Consider the following 16,821-nt stretch of genomic DNA (forward strand, 5'->3'; position numbering starts at 1 on the left):
CCTCAGCCCGGCAAGACGCTTAGCTGATAGCCATAGCAGTTCACCGTGTTGATATGAACCAGCGGCACATGCGTCTTCAGCTTGGACCTCAATCGCCAGATTAACGGACTGACACTGCTGGAAGTGACGATGTCTTTGCCGGGCCACGCATAGCGTATCAACTGCTCGTGAGGGACGGGGACATTGACCTGTCGCATCAGACATTCGAGTAACAGGTATTCGGTCTTTGTCAGGAGCAGGCGGCGCTCCCCACTCACCAGTTCACGCGTCATGGAATCAAGCCGGAGCGGCATCACGGCCTGCTGTTCGCCACGCGAGCGTGTCAGGGCGGCCCGGTGTAGTGCCTGCAGACGTTCATGCATTTCGATGAACGAGAACGGCCGGGCAAAACAGGCGTCGGCGCCAGCGCGTAACGCTGCGGTTCGCCCCTGAGCGGTGGCCCCTGTGAGAATGACGATCTGGATCGCAGTACGAGCAGCGGCCGAGAGCCTCGCTAGCGCCGAGTCCAGTTCAGAGTAGACGCCCGGGTCGTTGATCATCAGGATCACCGCGTCGAACGACTCCAGCATGGCCCGCCGCACGCCCTGAACCACGTCGTGGGTGCGGCACAGGCTGTGGGTACTTTCGTGCAAGGCTTTATACAACCAGCTGGCCTCCGGATGCCGTGGAGAAACGAAAAGTATGCGCATGGTTCGGGACTCACTCGAGGTCTGTGTCCCGGAGAACCTTGCCGATGATCCGGTCATAGTCCGCGCTGAGAATTCGCTGCATAAGCGTGTGCCTGCTGCAAGTGGTGTCGAGTAACAGTTTCGCTGGCCCCGATTGCCGGTCTATTGCATGCGAGACGGGCTGTGTTACAGGTGTAACTGATGGGGTGAGTCGATTTGGGTTTTAATTCGGTTTTGGCAGGTATGAGTTGCTTGCGCAATCGCGCGGCATCGCATGCGAGATGAAAATCTTGCAATGTTGACGTCATACCCGTTAGCTCCGGGGCCGGTTTAATCTAAGGCCGTCTCCGTGCGTCCTGTCTGGGGGACGCGCGGCAGACCGCTGCATCCCCGGTAAAACCCTCAACCTTGTGCAGGTCACTGTGAAGAATGCCACTTTGCGTCAACTCAAGACCTTTGAAACTGTCGCACGCCGCCTGAGTTTTTCCCGGGCGGCGAACGAGTTGAATCTGTCGCCGCCGGCGGTCTCGACGCAGATCAAGCATCTTGAGGAACATGCAGGCGTATCGCTGTTTGAGCAGCTTGGAAAAAAAATCTACCTCACACCCGCTGGTCAGGAAATGCTCCGCCATAGCCGCGCGATCATTCATTGTTTCCGTGAAGCTGAGGAAACCTTGGCAAAGATGAGAAGCCTCTCGGGAGGCAGTCTTAGCATTGGTGTGATCAGTACCGGCGGGTATTTTCTTCCGCGATTGCTGGCGGAATTCTCGGCACGAAACAAAGCGGTCGAGCTGGATCTGACCGTGGAAAATCACGACGCGCTGCTTGGACGTCTGGAAGAGAATCGAATCGATCTCGCCATCATGGTAGGCGCGCCCGCGGATCATAAATTCGTTAGTACGCCGTTCGCGCCGCACGCGTTTCTGATTGTCGCTTCGCCGCGTCATCCACTGGTTGGCAAAGAAAACATCCGCCTGTCCGATCTGCGTAGCGAGCGGTTTATCGTTCGCGAGAAAGGTTCGGACACGTGGAATGCAATGCAACAGTGTTTCGACGGTCAAGTGCAGTTGAGCGAGCCGATGGAAATCCGCAACACGGAAGCGATCAAGCAAGCGGTGATGTCGGGAATGGGCGTCAGCTTCCTTTCCGCTCATACGGTTACGCTCGAATTGCGGGCAGGCATGCTGGCGGTACTCGACGTCGCGGGCTTTCCGGTAGTGCAAAAGTGGCACGTGGTACACCGCCTGGACAAGCAACTCGCACCCGTCGCTCAAGCCTTCAAAACGTTTTTGAGCAAGGAGGGGGAGATGCAGACCAATGAAATAACGACTGCCGTCGACCACCACTAAGCTCGGTCTTTGCGAACGTCTAACGATAGCTTTGCGGGCCGTGTCGATCTACAGCGCTTAGGAGCAACCCTACTCATCGCATTTCCTGTGAGGACAATGGCGTGACGCGCGTCACGTTCTCCGCGACCGCAGATGATGTTCCTGTGCTCGCCGTGGTCGCGGCCGGTGTCGGTGCGTCGGCTGATGTTTCTGTGTTCACGGCGTCCTTGAAGCCGCGAATCGCCGTGCCGAGATCGCCGCCTACTGTGCGAAGCTTCTTCGTTCCGAATACGAGCGAGACGATCAACGCAACGATTAGCCAATGCCAGATGCTTAGTGAGCCCATGATGTTTCCTTGATTGACCTTAAGACAATGCCTGCTTCAGCAAGTCGAGATTCAGCGCGACGATCAGAATGGTGGCCAGCGCTGCGACGAGGATCGTAGATTTGCCGGCCGTGAATTTGCCCATTACGCTGCGGCGTGACGAAAGGACCACGAGTGCGACGAGCGGGATCGGCAGAAAGAAGCTGAGAGCGACCTGGCTGATGACCATTGCGTTGACCACATTGAAATGCAGGCCAATTACAAAGGCCGGCACCATGGTGACGATGCGGCGCGTCCAGACAGGAATCTTGAAGTCGACGAAGCCCTGCATGATGACCTGACCCGCCATCGTGCCTACTACCGAACTCGACATGCCTGATGCCATCAACGAGATCAGGAATACCGCGGCGGCGCCGACGCCAAGCAGGGGAATCAGCGAGTGATACGCCACGCTGATGTCCGAGATGCCGTCCGCGGAACGCGGGAACACCGCCGCCGACATCATCACCATCGCCAGATTGACGAAACCTGCAATGCCGAGCGCAATGAGGACCTCGCGGTTAGAGAACCACACCAGCCGGCGGCGTTCCTCGTCATTACGCGCAGGAGTCCTGTTTTGTGTCAGGCCAGAATGCAAAAACAACGTGTGCGGCATGATGGTTGCACCGATGATACCGACGGCAAGCGTGATCGCATTGCTTCCGTGCAGCCGCGGCACGATGCTGCCGATTATCGTTGCGTGCCAGTCGGGCGGAGCAATGAAGAGTTCGCAGACGTAGCTGAGCCCAATTACGGCGACCAGGGTGGCGATGACCAGTTCGAGTGGGCGAAAGCCTCCCCGGTCGAGCAGCAGGATAGCCATCGTCACTACAGCGGTGACGACCAGGCCGCAGAGCAGTGACACGTGAAACAGCAGTGAGACGCCCAGGGCGCCACCGAGAAATTCGGCAATGTCGGTCGCCATCGCGGCGATCTCCGAGCCGTACCACATTGCCTTCACAACGGGTTTCGGGAATTGCTCGCGGCACAGTTCCGCGAGATTTCGCCCTGTGACGATGCCCAGTTTGGCCGACATGGCCTGGAACAGCATGGCGACCACGCTCGCCACGACGACGACCCACAATAACTCATACCCGCACGACGAACCCGCCTGGATATTGGTCGCAAAGTTACCCGGATCCATGTAGCCGACCGACGCAATGACGGCGGGGCCAACGAACGGCAGAAAAGCGCGTACACCTTTACGACGTCCGTTCAGCACATCGCGCACGGCTAGCTCGGTTTGCTGTGTCGCGCCGGACAGTGGTGCACCGCTCGGCTGGAGTATCTTGAGAAATGGAAGCATCGTCTTAACCTTGACCCACCGGAATTGAACGCAACGGCTAATGGAGCGCGACGTCGGTCGCCTACCCGCCTATGCCCGTCCTTTTGCGCCGCCCGGGACCGTTTATGTCCCGGGCGGCAACTTGGTACGACTTCTGTTGCAGCCGTTAAATCGGCAATACGTCAGGGCGGTTGTTGGGGAACCGTGCAAGCGTCTCGGCGGTGATATTCAGATGCTCCATGACCATCTTCGGCGGGGTGTGCGTCAGCCAGTCGGACAGCGACACTTCGGCGAAGTGGTCAGCCTTGAAGATCTCAAGGAAGATCAGGTCGGTGTTGCCCGTGTTCTGCACATAGTGGCCGAGGCTCTTCTTCACATAGCCGATGTCGCCGGCACGGAAATCGGCAGTGGCGGCCTTAGGACCCGTGTCGAACACGGTCATGCGTGCTTCGCCTTTAATGTAGTACTGCCATTCGTCTGCGTTCGGATGCCAGTGCAGTTCACGCATGCCGCCCGGCTTGATCGTGACCAGGGCCGCGGCGACCGTGGTGGATGCATTGAAATTGCGACTGTCGGCGATCTGTACCATGCCGCCCTTGGTCAGCTTCGTCGGCGGCATATCGCTGAGCGAGAAGATGAACGGGTGAGCAGGCAGGCCTAGCGGGGAAGCCACCGCTCGTTGTGCGGCGTCCAGTGGACCCGGGTCTTCACCCTGGAAGATCCAGAGATTGTCGACCGGAATGTTCTTGAATGCGTCCGCAGGAACGTTGAAGTTGGCGGCAAGCACCTCTGGCGGCGTGTGGGCAATCCAGTCGGTCAGCAGCAGCGTGTTGAATTCGGATGCGCGGCCGTTGTCGAACGCGAGCAGGAATTCGGCGCCCGTCGGTCCCAGACCTTGCAGCGAGTGCGGAAGGCCGGGCGGGAAGTACCAGAGGTCACCGGTTTTCACATCGGCCACTTGCGGACGGCCTTGTTCGTCGAGAACTGTAATCCGGCACTTGCCGTCGAGCATGATGGCCCATTCGGCTTGCTGGTGCCAGTGCATCTCGCGGATGCCGTTGGCGGCGAGGCGCATGTTGACGCCCGAAATATCTTCCGAAATGGCGAAGTCGTCCTGCGTGACCTCGCGAGCCCAACCGCCGTTCTGGTAGCGCTTGTGGGCATTGTTGAACGAGGCCCAGAAAAGCGGCATGCCGTTGATATCGGTAGCCGGCGGATTCTGGAACGACGGGAACTGTCCGGCCAGTGTCGGATTTTGCGGACCGGGATCGTTCAGGCTCGTCGGGCTCTTTGCGTTGATTTGGCCTTCGGGCGGTCGATCGGGGTTGCCGAACGACGCGGCTTTAGCAGTGGCGGCTACACCGAGCGCTGCAGCCGAGGCAGCAGCGCCAACCAGAACTTTGCGTCGCGACAGGTCAGTCATGTTTCTTTACCTTCTGTGGTTTAACTTGAAAAAATATACCGCCACAATTTCGTATTCCTATATAAAAGGAAATCGATTGAAATGTGTCGTCATTCAACAAAACAGGTTTCTGATTTACAGCGAGATTACATCTGGAAAACGACGGCCGGAGAGCAACGCGTTACGTCAATCTCTCCTTGGAGGCGATAGTAGTGGGGTGTTTGAAGATGCGACAGTAAAACTTTTGGAACGAAACGATAACCTGGGCGTTATCGTTTCTGGGTCTTGGACCTGCGGAATTTCGCAAGTGTCTGGCAGTTAACTTCCGCGAACGGTGGATTAATAGTTTTTTAGTTTCCGTTGCTGCACAGACCTGCTTTAGAACCGGTGACGGAAGCCTGCTACAAACAGTAACTGACGATTGTTTGCGGATGGTGTCACATTGAACATCGAAGCATTGAATGCCGGATTGCCACCGCCGCCGCTCACCGTCTGGTAGAGACTCTCCAGGTAGACATCGGTGCGACGGCTAAACTGGTAGTCGGCCTGTACGATCGCCTCGTGCCATTTGGGGCTAAGGCTTTCGGTCGACGAGTCGAAACGTCCATCAGTGTACGTATAGGATGCGGAAAGCGCCAAAGCGTGGGTGACGAAATAGCGGCCGTTGATTTCGAAGTTGTTAAAGCGAAGCAGGCTGCCCACCAAGGGCGCGAGGTTGCCGCCTTGATAGACACTCGTCACGTCGTTGGTTGACGAATGGGTCCACACCAGTCCAATGGATGCCGGACCGAAGTCGTATTTTCCACCGAGCCCCCAGATCTGCTGACTTCCGCCGGTGATGACGGCGTCGCTATCGTCGTTGGTGACAGCGCCGCTCGTGTTGACGTTAGCAGCGCCGGCCGAACGATTGATCTGGAGATAGCTGGCGACGAGAGAGACCGGTCCGTTGTCGTATTTGGCGCCCATGCTATAGGCGCGATCGTTCGAAAACTCGCCGGCCTCATTCGAGAAGCCATACATCGTGCCTACGGTCAGACCGCGATACGTCGGGCTTTCATATCTTACGGAGTTCTGGATGCTTTGATGCCGGATCATGTCGTCGTTGTCGAACGGGTGATCAGCAAGATTGCCGGCCCAGCCGAGACCTTCGGCGCTCAGCGCGGAGAGGTATTGGGACATAAAACTATACTGCCGTCCCGCTGTAATCGTGCCGTAGGTGTTCGAGCTCAGGCCGACATACGCCTGGCGGCCAAACAGGTCGCCCGTGTTGCTGAGCTTTCCGTTGGCGCTGGAGAAGCCATCTTCCAGCAGGAAGACGGCGGAAAGGCCGCCGCCCAGATCTTCCGAACCCCTCAGGCCCCAGCGTGTTCCGCTGATGCCGCCACTGTCCATTTCGATGCCGCTGTGACCGGGTGCGCCTGCGCCGCCGGTTGTCTGGTTGTTTGCATAGATCAGTGCGGTATCGACGATGCCGTAGAGGGTGACACTGCTTTGTGCATAGCTTGTTCCTGCCCAGGAGAGTAACAACGCCGCTGTGAGTAGCGACTTTCTCATGTTGATGATCATTTCGTTTGTCGTGATTGCGTGTGGGGAGACGTCGCGATCTATGGGGTCGGACAGATCGTGATATCGCTGCGTATATAACGAGGAGAAAAAATAAAGTGCGGCAGATCGCACCTTGATTCGCAGCTGAAGCGATATACCTCTCGTCGAGGCGACATCTTAGCGGCACGACTGCCGCTGGAACCGGTACAGTCGCCGGACTTGGCGAGGAGCACAGTTAGATCCTGACGGTTTTATTACGCGCTGTCGCAGCGCCCTGCGGTGGCTAAGCGCCAAGGCTCCCTTGCGAGCCGCTTAATGCTGAAAGCCCTTCCACGATCTCCTCAAACGACGGTCTTGCGGCCACCGTTGTGCTAAAACATGCGGCCTGCAGCCTTAACAAGGCAGCGAGAGTGTCCGGCTCCGCTTCACGTTCATCGATTCGCTCGGTCAACTCTTCAAGCAGACAGCCAAACGCCCGCACTTCGATGCGCTCGAGCAAAGGAGCTAGTGTCCCGTCGTCTCGCGCATAGAACGACGCGGCGCCGAAGTCGCCCAATAAGGCTCTTCCCTGACCGCAATGCAGAATGTTGTGGGCATAAAGATCGCCATGCATGATGCCTCGCCGATGCAGATGACGGGCTGCTGAAGCAATGCCGCATGCAATGCTTAACGCCGAGGGGAAATCGAAGCGGGTGTCGTTGCTGTAAATATCGCGCGTACACGAATCGAGGCTGGGCGGACCAGCCAGGTTCCTGAATTGCGGATCGATCAACTCCATGACGAGGCCATCGCTCCCCGCTGGATGCTCTTTGAGCTTGCCGAGCACCGGAATCAGATTGGGATGAGCGCCTGCGTTGATGCAAGCCGCCATTTCGCAGTGGGGCAAGCCATCGCTGGTCACGTCGCCCTTAAAGAGCTTGACGGCCACATGGCGAGCGTCTTTTTCGTGTTTGCGATGCGCTGCGCGATGAATGACACCCGAGGCGCCTTCGCCGAGTTGATGATGCAATTCCAGCGCATCCCAGTGCACGTCCGCGATCGGCGTTTCTGTCAATGCTGCGGCTTCCAGTTTCGCGGTAAACGGATTGCCGGCATACGCCAGCCACGAGAGCCGAGGCAGTTTGAGCAACGCGGCTGGCAATTCCGTAAGCCGGTTCGCCGCGAGCCGGATCAGTTCGAGACGGGTACATGCGGTCAATTCCGTTGGCAATGTCTGCAAGCGGTTCCCGGCCAGCATCAGCTTCTGCAGCTGTGAGCAGTTGCCGATTTCAGGCGGAAGCGTTTCGATTTCGTTGTCCGTCAAGATCAACCAACGGAGTGCGGGTGGCAACGATCGGCCCGACACCGTATGGATGCGGTTTGCCTTGAAGCCCACCATGCTTAACTGCTCGCACCGGCCGAGTACCTCGGGCAGCTCGGTGAACTGATTGTCCGAGCAGAAGATGATGCGCAGTTTTTTCAGGCGGGGTAGATCATCAGGTAGCGACGAGAGCGCGTTGCCGGCGAGATCGAGAATTTCCAGTGTGTCCGCCAGATCCAGAATTTCGCGCGGAAATTCGTGGAACCCGCAGGCCAGTTTCAGGCGTTGCGTACCGGTCAGTTGTCCCGCAAGCAATTGGTCGAGAGTCGTTGTCACTGTGATGGGCTGTGCGTGGAGCGCACCGGTAAGTTTTGATTTCGTAAGGAGCGATTTTACCGGCAAGGGCCTCCTGGTGGTGCGGCGCAACGTACGCGCGGTTATTCGCTCATCTATCGGTATGCGATCGGCTCGACAGCCGGGTAAGTCCCGATGACAGAGGCAGGGCCGACGGTTTATGCATAAATTGAACGGTCATGCTTTTATTTACACAGCGAATGCTCACACGTATGATGGACTGAAAAAACGGACTCGTCTGCTTCGCGGAAGCCCATCTATATCAAGGAGACGCCTGATGCATGTGAAAGACCTGTTTCAACTGGAAGGCAAGGTGGCGCTGATTACCGGCGGCTCGCGCGGGCTCGGTTTGCAGATGGCCGAGGCGCTGGGAGAAATGGGCTGCCGCGTGGCGATCACCGCGCGCAAGGCCGACGAACTGGCAGAGGCGAAAGCGCATCTCGAAGGGCTCGGCATCGAAGTCCATACCATCGTCAACGACCTTGCGAAATTCGACAGGATTCCCGATCTTGTCAGCGAGGTGCTAGGGGTCTACGACCACATAGACATTCTCGTCAACAATGCCGGCGCAACGTGGGGCGCTCCTGCAGAGGACTATCCTGACGAGGCGTGGCACAAGGTCATGAACCTGAACATCAATGCGCCATTCTTTCTCGCACGCGAAGTCGGCAAGCGCAGCATGATTCCTCGCCGCTCCGGCAAGATCATCAACATTGCCTCGATAGCTGGCCTGAAGGGCGCGCCAGCCGGCATGAACACGATTGCCTATAACACCTCGAAGGCCGCGGCGATCAACTTCACGCGAGCGCTGGCGTCCGAATGGGGCCGGCACAACATTAACGTCAACGCCATCTGTCCGGGCTTTTTCCCCTCGAAGATGTCGGCGGGGCTGCTCGCCACCATGAGCGAAGCCGTCATTGCGCAATCGCCGCTGCACCGGCTCGGCGGCGAGGAAGATCTGAAGGGTTCGGTGGTGTTTCTCGCGAGCGAGGCGTCGCGCCATATTACTGGCCAGCATCTGGCGGTAGATGGCGGCTCAAGCATCGTCTGACGACGAGCGCAGACAGGCAGACGCATACAAGAACATGAGGGCAGCAGATACCATGAATACGCTTCATCACGCGCACTGGCCGACTGGCGTGCCACTGCACCTGAGCTTGCCGGAAACCAGCCTGTTCTATAACGCCGAGGTCGCGGCAACCCGCTTTCCGGATAAGCCGTTCATCATCTTCTACGATACACCGGTTACGTTTGCGGAGTTCAAAGATGAAACCGAACGGATCGCGGGTTTCCTGCAACAGGAGTGCGAAGTAAAGGCTGGCGACCGGGTTCTGCTCTACATGCAGAACAGTCCGCAATGGGTGCTTGCCTACTACGGCATCCTGCGAGCGAACGCGGTGGTTGTGCCAGTCAATCCGATGAACCTGACGGACGAGTTACGGCATTACGTGGAGGACAGCGGCGCGACGACCGCCATCGTCCCGCAATGCCTGTATCCACAGATCGAGCCCTTGCTGGGCGAGGCGCCAGGGCAGGGCCTGAAATATGCAATCGTCGCGACTTATAGCGACTACCTGAAACAGCCGTTGCCCATTACGCCTCCAGAGTTCGTCACTGCGCCGCGAAAATCCATCGAACGTCACGGTGTCACCGCATGGAACACGGTGCTTGAGCGTCGCCTGGCTCCAGGGCCACTCACTGCCGGCCCAGACGATCTGTGCGTGATGCCATACACGTCCGGCACCACGGGCAAGCCGAAAGGTTGCATGCACACGCATCGCAGTGTGATGAGTACGTCGGTGGGTGGTTGCGTGTGGTTTGGGGGATCGCAAGACAGCGTTCATCTGTCGGTATTGCCGATGTTTCATGTCACCGGCATGCAGGGCGGCATGAACGGTCCGTTGTATGCAGGCGCAACCATCGTCATATTGCCGCGCTGGGATCGCGACGCAGCGGCTCAGTGCATGCAGCGCTATCGCGTTACCGCGTGGCAATCCATCTCGACGATGATGGTCGACTTTTTGTCCAATCCGAAGCTTGCTGAATACGATATTTCCAGCCTGAGCGGTACGCGCGGCGGTGGCGCCGCCATGCCGGAGGCGATTGCGCGCAAGCTCAAGACACTGACCGGCCTCGACTATGTAGAAGGCTACGGCATGTCGGAGACGATCGCCGGGACGCATATCAACCCGCCTCATCGTCCCAAACCGCAGTGCCTTGGCGTTCCTGTATTCGATCTCGATTCGCGGGTGATCGATCCGGCCACGCTGCAGGAAGTGGCGCGGGGCGAAACCGGCGAAATCGTCGTCAACGGGCCGCAGATCATGCAGGGTTACTGGCGCAATCCCAAGGGGACGGCTGAGGCGTTTGTCGAGCTCGATGGCAAACGTTTTCTGCGTACTGGCGATCTGGGGCATATCGATGAAGACGGTTATTTCTTCATGACCGATCGCCTCAAGCGCATGATCAACGCATCCGGCTACAAGGTCTGGCCGGCCGAGGTGGAAGCGCTGATGTACCGGCATCCGGGCATTCATGAGGTGTGCGTGATCGGCGTGCAGGACGAGCGGCGTGGCGAAACGGTAAAGGCGCTGGTCGTGCCCGCCGCCGGTTATGCAGGAAAACTGACTGAGAGCGACATCATCGACTGGGCGCATGAGCAGATGGCGTCGTACAAGGCGCCGCGGTTTGTCGAGTTCGTGACGTCGTTACCCAAATCCGGCAGCGGCAAGATCCTGTGGCGCAAACTGCAGGAAGAACACGCCGCGCGAGCGGCAGGAGGAAAAGCATGTTGAACACCGCACTCGAAATTTCTGATGTCCGTCATCTGGTTTCACCGGAGGAGTGGCAGGTTCGTCTCGATCTCGCCGCCGCCTACCGGCTCGCGCGGCGGAATCCCGGGTACGATCTTTAGAGAAGGGCCAACAAGGCGCAGCGTCCTGCCGCTTCAGCCGATGCGCCACGACAGTTCATGCGTGTGGCCGTCTCGCGGCAGTCTTAGCGTCGCCACGAGTCCTTTAACCGCGCCGTTGCGCAGCGTCAGTGTGCCACCATGTGCGGCCGCAACGCTGCGTGCGATCGTCAGTCCGAGTCCTGTTCCGCCGCTTGCCCCGCTACGCGACGCCGACACGCGGAAGTACGGCTCGAACACGCGCTCGAGCAAGGCCTCGTCGGCGATGCCGGGGCCTTCGTCGCTGATGGCGATGGACAAGACGGTGTCATCGTCGCTTACGCTGATCTTCGCGCTATCGCCATAGCGGATCGCATTGTCGAGCAGGTTCTGCAAACAGCGTTTCAGATTGCGCGGATACCCGGACAAAGGACGCGTCGCACGACCTTCGATACTGACTTCATGACCCGCCTCGCGGGCATCCTCTGCCAGGCCTTCCAGCATCGAATTGATCTCGATCTCGTGACGCTCTTCGGTAATCTCCACGCCTTGCACGGCATCGAGCGTCGCGCCGACCATGGCTTCCATCTCATCGAGATCGCCGCGCAAGCGCTCGCGCGCTTCGGTGTCGGGGAGCATCTCGGTGCGCAGCCGCAGCCTTGTCAGCGGCGAACGAAGATCGTGCGATACAGCAGTCAAAAAGCGCGTGCGTTCCGCGAGACTACGGGTGAGCTGCTCCTGCATCGCGTTGAACGATTGCGCCGCGGTTCGCACCTCCAGCGGACCCGTTACCGGCAGTGGCGGACGGTAGATGTTGCGGCCCAACGCCTCGGCGGCCTTCGCCAGTTCCTTTAGCGGTTTGACTGCAAAGCGCACGGCCACGAGCGCGAGCAACAACACGGCCGTGAGACGCACCAGATAGATCCGCAAGAGGTAGTCGAGCACCAGCGAGCCAGGCTCGGTCTGCATGCCGGCCTGTCCTTCGTTGGCGTGCACGTCGAGCCACTGACCCTGCGGCAGTTTCAATTGCAGATGAAAATCGCCCGACGGCATGCGCGAATTGAACAGGCCGAGGATGCCGTTATGGCGGCCCCTATCGTCGCGCAACTGAACGTCAAGCAGATGTACTTCGATGGCTTCACCGAGACGACGGCGGATCACGCCCGCTATCAGGTCGCTAACGGCGTGCTGTGCGAGCGACCCGTCAAGCGGTACGGCAGCGGGCGCGTCGATCCATTGCAAGCGGTAGCGTTGATCGCCGAGTTGCCTGGCAATCGCATCACGCGAGCTGTCGTCCGGGGCGTTCTGAAGCAGACGCACGGTATCCGCGAGCCGGCTGGCAAACAGACGCGCGGGAATTTCAAGCGTGCGGTTGTCATGTGTCTCGAACCAGATCGTGCTGGTGAAGAGTTGCCCCGCGAACATGCCGATCACCAGAATCAGTACAAGCCGTCCGTACAGTGTATCGGGCCAAAGGCGCAGTTTCATCGGTGTGAGTGGCTCATCGAGGCGCTTCAGGCTTCATGTGTGACATCGGCCGCAAGCATATAGCCCTCGTTACGCACGGTGCGGATCAGTCCGGTGCCGCGCGCCGAGTCCTTGAGGTGTTGACGCAGACGGCTGATGCATACGTCGATCGACCGGTCGAGCGGCGTGCGTTCCTTGCCGAACACGCGGTCGAGCAGAAACTCGCGCGAGAGCGGCCGGTTCGGATGATCGAGCAGCGTGCGCAGTGCGCGATAGTCGGAGCCGCCGAGCGAGACGATCATGCCGTCGGGCGAGCACATCTGCTTCATGCGAGTGTCGAGCTTCCATCCCGCGAAGCTTACGAACGCTGACGAATCCGCGAGCCGTTCGCCAGGCACGCTGCGCGTGCGGCGTAGCACCACCTTGATCTTGGCAACCAGTTCGCGCGGGTCGAAGGGCTTCGGCAAGTAGTCGTCGGCGCCCATCTCTAGCCCGAGGATGCGGTCAAGCAGGCCGCCTCGTGCGCTCAGAATAATGACCGGTACGCCGCGTTCGCGCCGCAGATCGCGCGTGATATCGAGGCCGTCCTCGCCTTCGAGCATCAGATCGAGTACGACGAGATCGACGTGCGACGTGTTGATGACCTGCTTCATCTGCACGCCGTTTTCGACGGCGGTCGCTCCATAGCCCATGCTGCGCAGGTAGTCCTGCAGCAGTTGGCGAATGTTGGGGTCGTCGTCGACAACGAGTATGTGGTCCATCGTGAGTTCTTGTTTGCGGGGCGCGGGGCATCTACACATCTGCGCATCTACGACGCAATCACCGCGATCGCGTCCGCGCCAACACATTCCATTACAAAACAGCCTTGTTTCAACACATCGCCATTACATTGCACCGCTAAAGTGGAGTCCGCAAATGGCAATCATTCTCATTCAAGAACTATACCATGTCGATTTTCCGGTTTCAGTCACGGGCTCACTTCCTTGGCCCGGTCGCGCGCGCCATGGTGGCGTGCGCGGCGGTTGGTTTCGCCATGCTCGGGGCCGGTGGAGCAGCGCATGCTGCGACGACCCCAACCGGAGAAAGGCCGGCCCCCGGAACAATGCCGGCCCCCGGAATATCAAGCCCGGCGCCCGCGCAGACTGTGACAGACCTTGCCGGCCGCACGATCCGCATCCCAGCGAACCCGCACCGCATCCTGCTTGGCGAAAGCCGCTTGCTGATGGCGGTCGCACTGCTGGAAGGCAAACAGCCGTTGGAGCGTATCGTCGGATGGCAAGGCGATCTGCCGACCATGGATCCGCAGACCTTCGACGCCTACGCCGAGCAATTTCCGGGCATCAGGCAGGTTCCGCTGATCGGCAAGGCAACAGAAGACAGCGTCAGCGATGAGAAGGCGCTGAGCCTCAAGCCCGATCTCGCCATTTTCAGTCTCGCGGGTCACGGCCCGAGCCGTTATAACGCGCTCGTCAAGCAACTCGAGGCGACCGGTACGACGGTCGTATTCGTCGACTTCCGTTTGCATCCGATGCAGAACACCCTGCCCAGTATCGAACTGCTCGGCAAGGTGATGCACCGCGAGCCGGAGGCGAATGCGTATGCGCAGTTCTATCAGCAGCACCTGGCGCGCGTGCAGGCCGTGGTGAAACAGATTCCACTGCAGCAGCGGCCGACGGTCTTTATCGACCTGTTAGCTGGCGCGTGGGATGCTGGTTGCTGCCATACCGCCGGCAACGGCAACTTTGGCGAGTTCATCCAGGCCGCAGGCGGACGCAACATCGCGGCGGGCCTGTTGCCCGGCGTGCTCGGCGACATCAGCATGGAGCAGATCATCGCGGCACGACCCGATGTGTATATCGCCACTGGCAGCCGCACCAAGCCAGGCCTCGCGTCGTTGCGGGTCGGCGCACTGACGAGCGAGCGCGATGCGCAAGCGAGCCTCGCGACGCTCGTCGCACGGCCGGGCTTCGATACGATCAAGGCGATTCACGACGGCGACGTGCATGGCATCTCACACAACTACTACGATTCGCCGTACAACATCGTGGCGATCGAGGCGTTTGCGAAGTGGTTTTATCCGCAGCAGTTCAAGGACCTCGACGTGAATGCTACGCAGGCCGAACTGTATCGCCGCTTCCTCGCTGTGCCGCCTGATGGCGCGTACTGGGTGGACGGAGTGAAGGGCGCCGCATCTACGGTTGCGTCGCATTCAACTGGCGGCTAATGCATGGCGACGCTTCCGCACCAGACCATGCCGCAGGACATCAGCCTGCGGCATTACCGGCGCCTCACGCATCGACGCGTCATGTGGCTCTTGGCTGTCACCGCGCTGATTGCGTGCTCGCTGCTGTTCGACCTGCGCACCGGGCCCTCCGGCTTGCCGTTGATGGCGCTGCTGCACACGGTTTTCGAACGGGCCTCGGCTGATCCGGCGACCAGCGTGATCGTCTGGCAGATTCGCCTGCCCTACGCGGTGATGGCGCTGCTGGTGGGCGCATCGCTGGGGTTGTCGGGTGCGGAGATGCAGACGATCCTCAACAATCCGCTCGCAAGCCCCTACACCCTGGGCGTATCGGCTGCGGCTGCGTTCGGCGCATCTCTGGCGATCGTGCTGGATATCGCGATTCCTGGCGTATCGCAAACCTGGATCGTTTCCGCGAATGCATTCATTTTTGCACTGCTTTCCGCGTTGATGCTCGATTTGGTGGCGCGCTGGCGCGGTATGAACACGGCAGGTGTCGTGCTGCTCGGCATTGCCCTCGTGTTCGCGTTTCACGCGCTCGTCTCGTTGATGCAATTCGTGGCCTCGGCCGATGCGCTCCAGGGTCTCGTGTTCTGGACGCTCGGTTCGCTGGCGCGCGCGGACTGGCCCAAGATTTCAGTGCTGGCGGTCGCGTTGGCGCTGGCGTTGCCACTGTCGATGCGCAACGCCTGGACGTTGACTGCGCTACGTCTTGGCGAAGACCGCGCGGCCAGCTTCGGTATCGACGTGCGGCGCTTGCGCCTGTCGACGCTGCTGCGCGTATCGGTGCTGTCCGCACTCGCGGTGTCGTTCGTCGGTACGATCGGCTTCGTGGGGCTGATTGCGCCGCACATTGCGCGCACCCTGTTCGGCGAGGATCATCGCTTTTATCTGCCCGGCAGCATGTTGATCGGCGCATTGACGCTTTCGCTTGCATCCATCGCCTCGAAGCTGATCATCCCCGGTGTGCTGATTCCGGTGGGCATTGTCACGGCGCTGGTCGGCATTCCGCTGTTTCTCGGCATTGTGGTGCGCTCGCAGGGGCAACTGGGATGAGTGGCCTTTACATCCACAATCTCAGCGTGCGCTACGACAAGCGTCAGGTGCTCACTGCGCTCGAGGCCGGACCGCTGCCTCGTGGCCAGATCACTGCACTGCTGGGACCCAATGGCAGTGGCAAGTCCACGCTATTGCGGGCTTTAGCCGGGCTTACGCGCGTTCACGCCGGCTCGCTGTCGCTCGATGGCGAGGCGCTCGCGTTGTCGGCGGCCAGTGCCCGTTCGCATAGCGTCGTATATCTGCCGCAGGCGTTGCCCGCCGGAGTGCGCCTGCAAGTTTTGGAGTCCGTATTGGTGGCGTGCCGCGCCACGCGCGGATATGCCGGTTCTCTGGGACGGTCCCAGCATGGGGACGATCTAGCGCACGCCCACAGCGTTCTGCGCAGGCTCGGCATCGAGAACCTCGCTGCGCGTTCGCTCGACGAGTTGTCGGGCGGGCAGCGCCAACTCGTCGGCATTGCTCAGGCATTGGTGCGCGACCCGCAAGTGTTGTTGCTCGACGAGCCGCTTTCGGCACTCGATCTCAACCACCAGTTTCACGTGATGCAGGTACTGCGCGAGGTCACGCGTGAGAGCCGCATCGTCACCGTAGTGGTGCTGCACGACATTAACGCAGCGATGCGCGCGTGCGAGTGCGCGATGCTGCTGCACGAGGGGCGCATCGTGCGCTTCGGACCTCCCTCCGAAGTCGTCACGCCTGCGACGCTCAGCCAGGTATTCGGTGTCGCCGCGCGTATCGAGCCATGCTCGCGCGGCCACCATCAGGTTCTGATCGACGGACTCGCCGTTCAGACGGGCATCGCCAGCCGTTAGCCACACGGCCCAGCCAGCCCCCAAACCACGCCGCTTCGGCAACGCATCGACGCACGCTCTCGGAAGGGGCGTCGCGTCGGCGTGCGCACGAGCGGTCAAATCAAA

At 59.8% G+C, this 16,821-nt stretch carries 15 protein-coding genes; 7 read left to right on the forward strand and 8 right to left on the reverse strand.

What is annotated here, in order from left to right; all coding sequences use genetic code 11:
* Positions 1-2: 2 nt before the first annotated feature.
* A complete protein-coding gene (locus tag BUS06_RS26710; protein WP_254368968.1) occupies positions 3-644 on the reverse strand; it encodes a response regulator transcription factor in 642 nt (213 codons plus the stop codon).
* Between the two features lie 446 nt (positions 645-1,090).
* Between BUS06_RS26710 and BUS06_RS26715 the strand changes: the two genes are divergently transcribed.
* Positions 1,091-2,017, forward strand: coding sequence for a LysR family transcriptional regulator (locus tag BUS06_RS26715; protein WP_083611785.1), 927 nt, complete (start codon positions 1,091-1,093; stop codon positions 2,015-2,017).
* A gap of 73 nt (positions 2,018-2,090) precedes the next feature.
* Here the strand turns inward: BUS06_RS26715 and tatA are convergent, their stop codons facing one another.
* The 5 genes from tatA to BUS06_RS26740 form a co-directional block, all read right to left on the reverse strand.
* Positions 2,091-2,342 (reverse strand): Sec-independent protein translocase subunit TatA, encoded by a 252-nt coding sequence (tatA, locus tag BUS06_RS26720; RefSeq protein ID WP_074267406.1) that lies wholly within the window; start codon positions 2,340-2,342, stop codon positions 2,091-2,093.
* Between the two features lie 19 nt (positions 2,343-2,361).
* Positions 2,362-3,666: an Nramp family divalent metal transporter gene (locus BUS06_RS26725; protein ID WP_074267407.1), complete on the reverse strand. Its 1,305-nt coding sequence runs from the start codon at positions 3,664-3,666 to the stop codon at positions 2,362-2,364.
* Positions 3,667-3,811: 145 nt separating this feature from the next.
* A complete protein-coding gene (locus BUS06_RS26730) occupies positions 3,812-5,068 on the reverse strand; it encodes an oxalate decarboxylase family bicupin (RefSeq protein WP_074267408.1) in 1,257 nt (418 codons plus the stop codon).
* A 357-nt stretch (positions 5,069-5,425) separates the two neighbouring features.
* On the reverse strand, positions 5,426-6,601 hold the full coding sequence (locus BUS06_RS26735) for a porin (protein ID WP_143787659.1): 1,176 nt from the start codon (positions 6,599-6,601) through the stop codon (positions 5,426-5,428).
* A 274-nt stretch (positions 6,602-6,875) separates the two neighbouring features.
* Positions 6,876-8,228 carry a leucine-rich repeat-containing protein kinase family protein gene (locus BUS06_RS26740; protein ID WP_074269307.1) on the reverse strand — a complete coding sequence of 451 codons (1,353 nt, stop codon included), beginning with the start codon at positions 8,226-8,228 and terminating at the stop codon, positions 6,876-6,878.
* A 295-nt stretch (positions 8,229-8,523) separates the two neighbouring features.
* On the opposite strand from BUS06_RS26740, the gene BUS06_RS26745 reads away from it, so the two are divergent.
* From BUS06_RS26745 to BUS06_RS38600, 3 genes are read left to right on the forward strand one after another with little or no spacing between them, the layout of a single operon-like run.
* Positions 8,524-9,297 (forward strand): SDR family oxidoreductase, encoded by a 774-nt coding sequence (locus BUS06_RS26745; protein WP_074267410.1) that lies wholly within the window; start codon positions 8,524-8,526, stop codon positions 9,295-9,297.
* 52 nt (positions 9,298-9,349) lie between these two features.
* Positions 9,350-11,041 (forward strand): long-chain fatty acid--CoA ligase, encoded by a 1,692-nt coding sequence (locus tag BUS06_RS26750; protein WP_074267411.1) that lies wholly within the window; start codon positions 9,350-9,352, stop codon positions 11,039-11,041.
* Positions 11,035-11,160, forward strand: a complete 126-nt coding sequence (locus tag BUS06_RS38600; RefSeq protein WP_302050866.1) for a hypothetical protein — start codon at positions 11,035-11,037, stop codon at positions 11,158-11,160. Before BUS06_RS26750 ends, BUS06_RS38600 begins: the two co-directional genes overlap by 7 nt.
* A gap of 33 nt (positions 11,161-11,193) precedes the next feature.
* Here the strand turns inward: BUS06_RS38600 and BUS06_RS26755 are convergent, their stop codons facing one another.
* Positions 11,194-12,624 carry an ATP-binding protein gene (locus tag BUS06_RS26755; protein ID WP_083611614.1) on the reverse strand — a complete coding sequence of 477 codons (1,431 nt, stop codon included), beginning with the start codon at positions 12,622-12,624 and terminating at the stop codon, positions 11,194-11,196.
* Positions 12,625-12,650: 26 nt separating this feature from the next.
* Positions 12,651-13,364 carry a response regulator gene (locus tag BUS06_RS26760; RefSeq protein WP_074267412.1) on the reverse strand — a complete coding sequence of 238 codons (714 nt, stop codon included), beginning with the start codon at positions 13,362-13,364 and terminating at the stop codon, positions 12,651-12,653.
* A gap of 383 nt (positions 13,365-13,747) precedes the next feature.
* On the opposite strand from BUS06_RS26760, the gene BUS06_RS26765 reads away from it, so the two are divergent.
* The 3 genes from BUS06_RS26765 to BUS06_RS26775 are packed head-to-tail and all read left to right on the forward strand — an operon-like array spanning position 13,748 to position 16,716.
* Positions 13,748-14,827, forward strand: coding sequence for an ABC transporter substrate-binding protein (locus BUS06_RS26765; protein ID WP_254368969.1), 1,080 nt, complete (start codon positions 13,748-13,750; stop codon positions 14,825-14,827).
* A 3-nt stretch (positions 14,828-14,830) separates the two neighbouring features.
* Positions 14,831-15,901, forward strand: coding sequence for a FecCD family ABC transporter permease (locus tag BUS06_RS26770; protein WP_074267413.1), 1,071 nt, complete (start codon positions 14,831-14,833; stop codon positions 15,899-15,901).
* A complete protein-coding gene (locus BUS06_RS26775; protein ID WP_074267414.1) occupies positions 15,898-16,716 on the forward strand; it encodes an ABC transporter ATP-binding protein in 819 nt (272 codons plus the stop codon). Before BUS06_RS26770 ends, BUS06_RS26775 begins: the two co-directional genes overlap by 4 nt.
* Positions 16,717-16,821: the final 105 nt, after the last annotated feature.

Source organism: Paraburkholderia phenazinium (genome assembly GCF_900141745.1).
GTDB classification, from domain to species: domain Bacteria; phylum Pseudomonadota; class Gammaproteobacteria; order Burkholderiales; family Burkholderiaceae; genus Paraburkholderia; species Paraburkholderia phenazinium_B.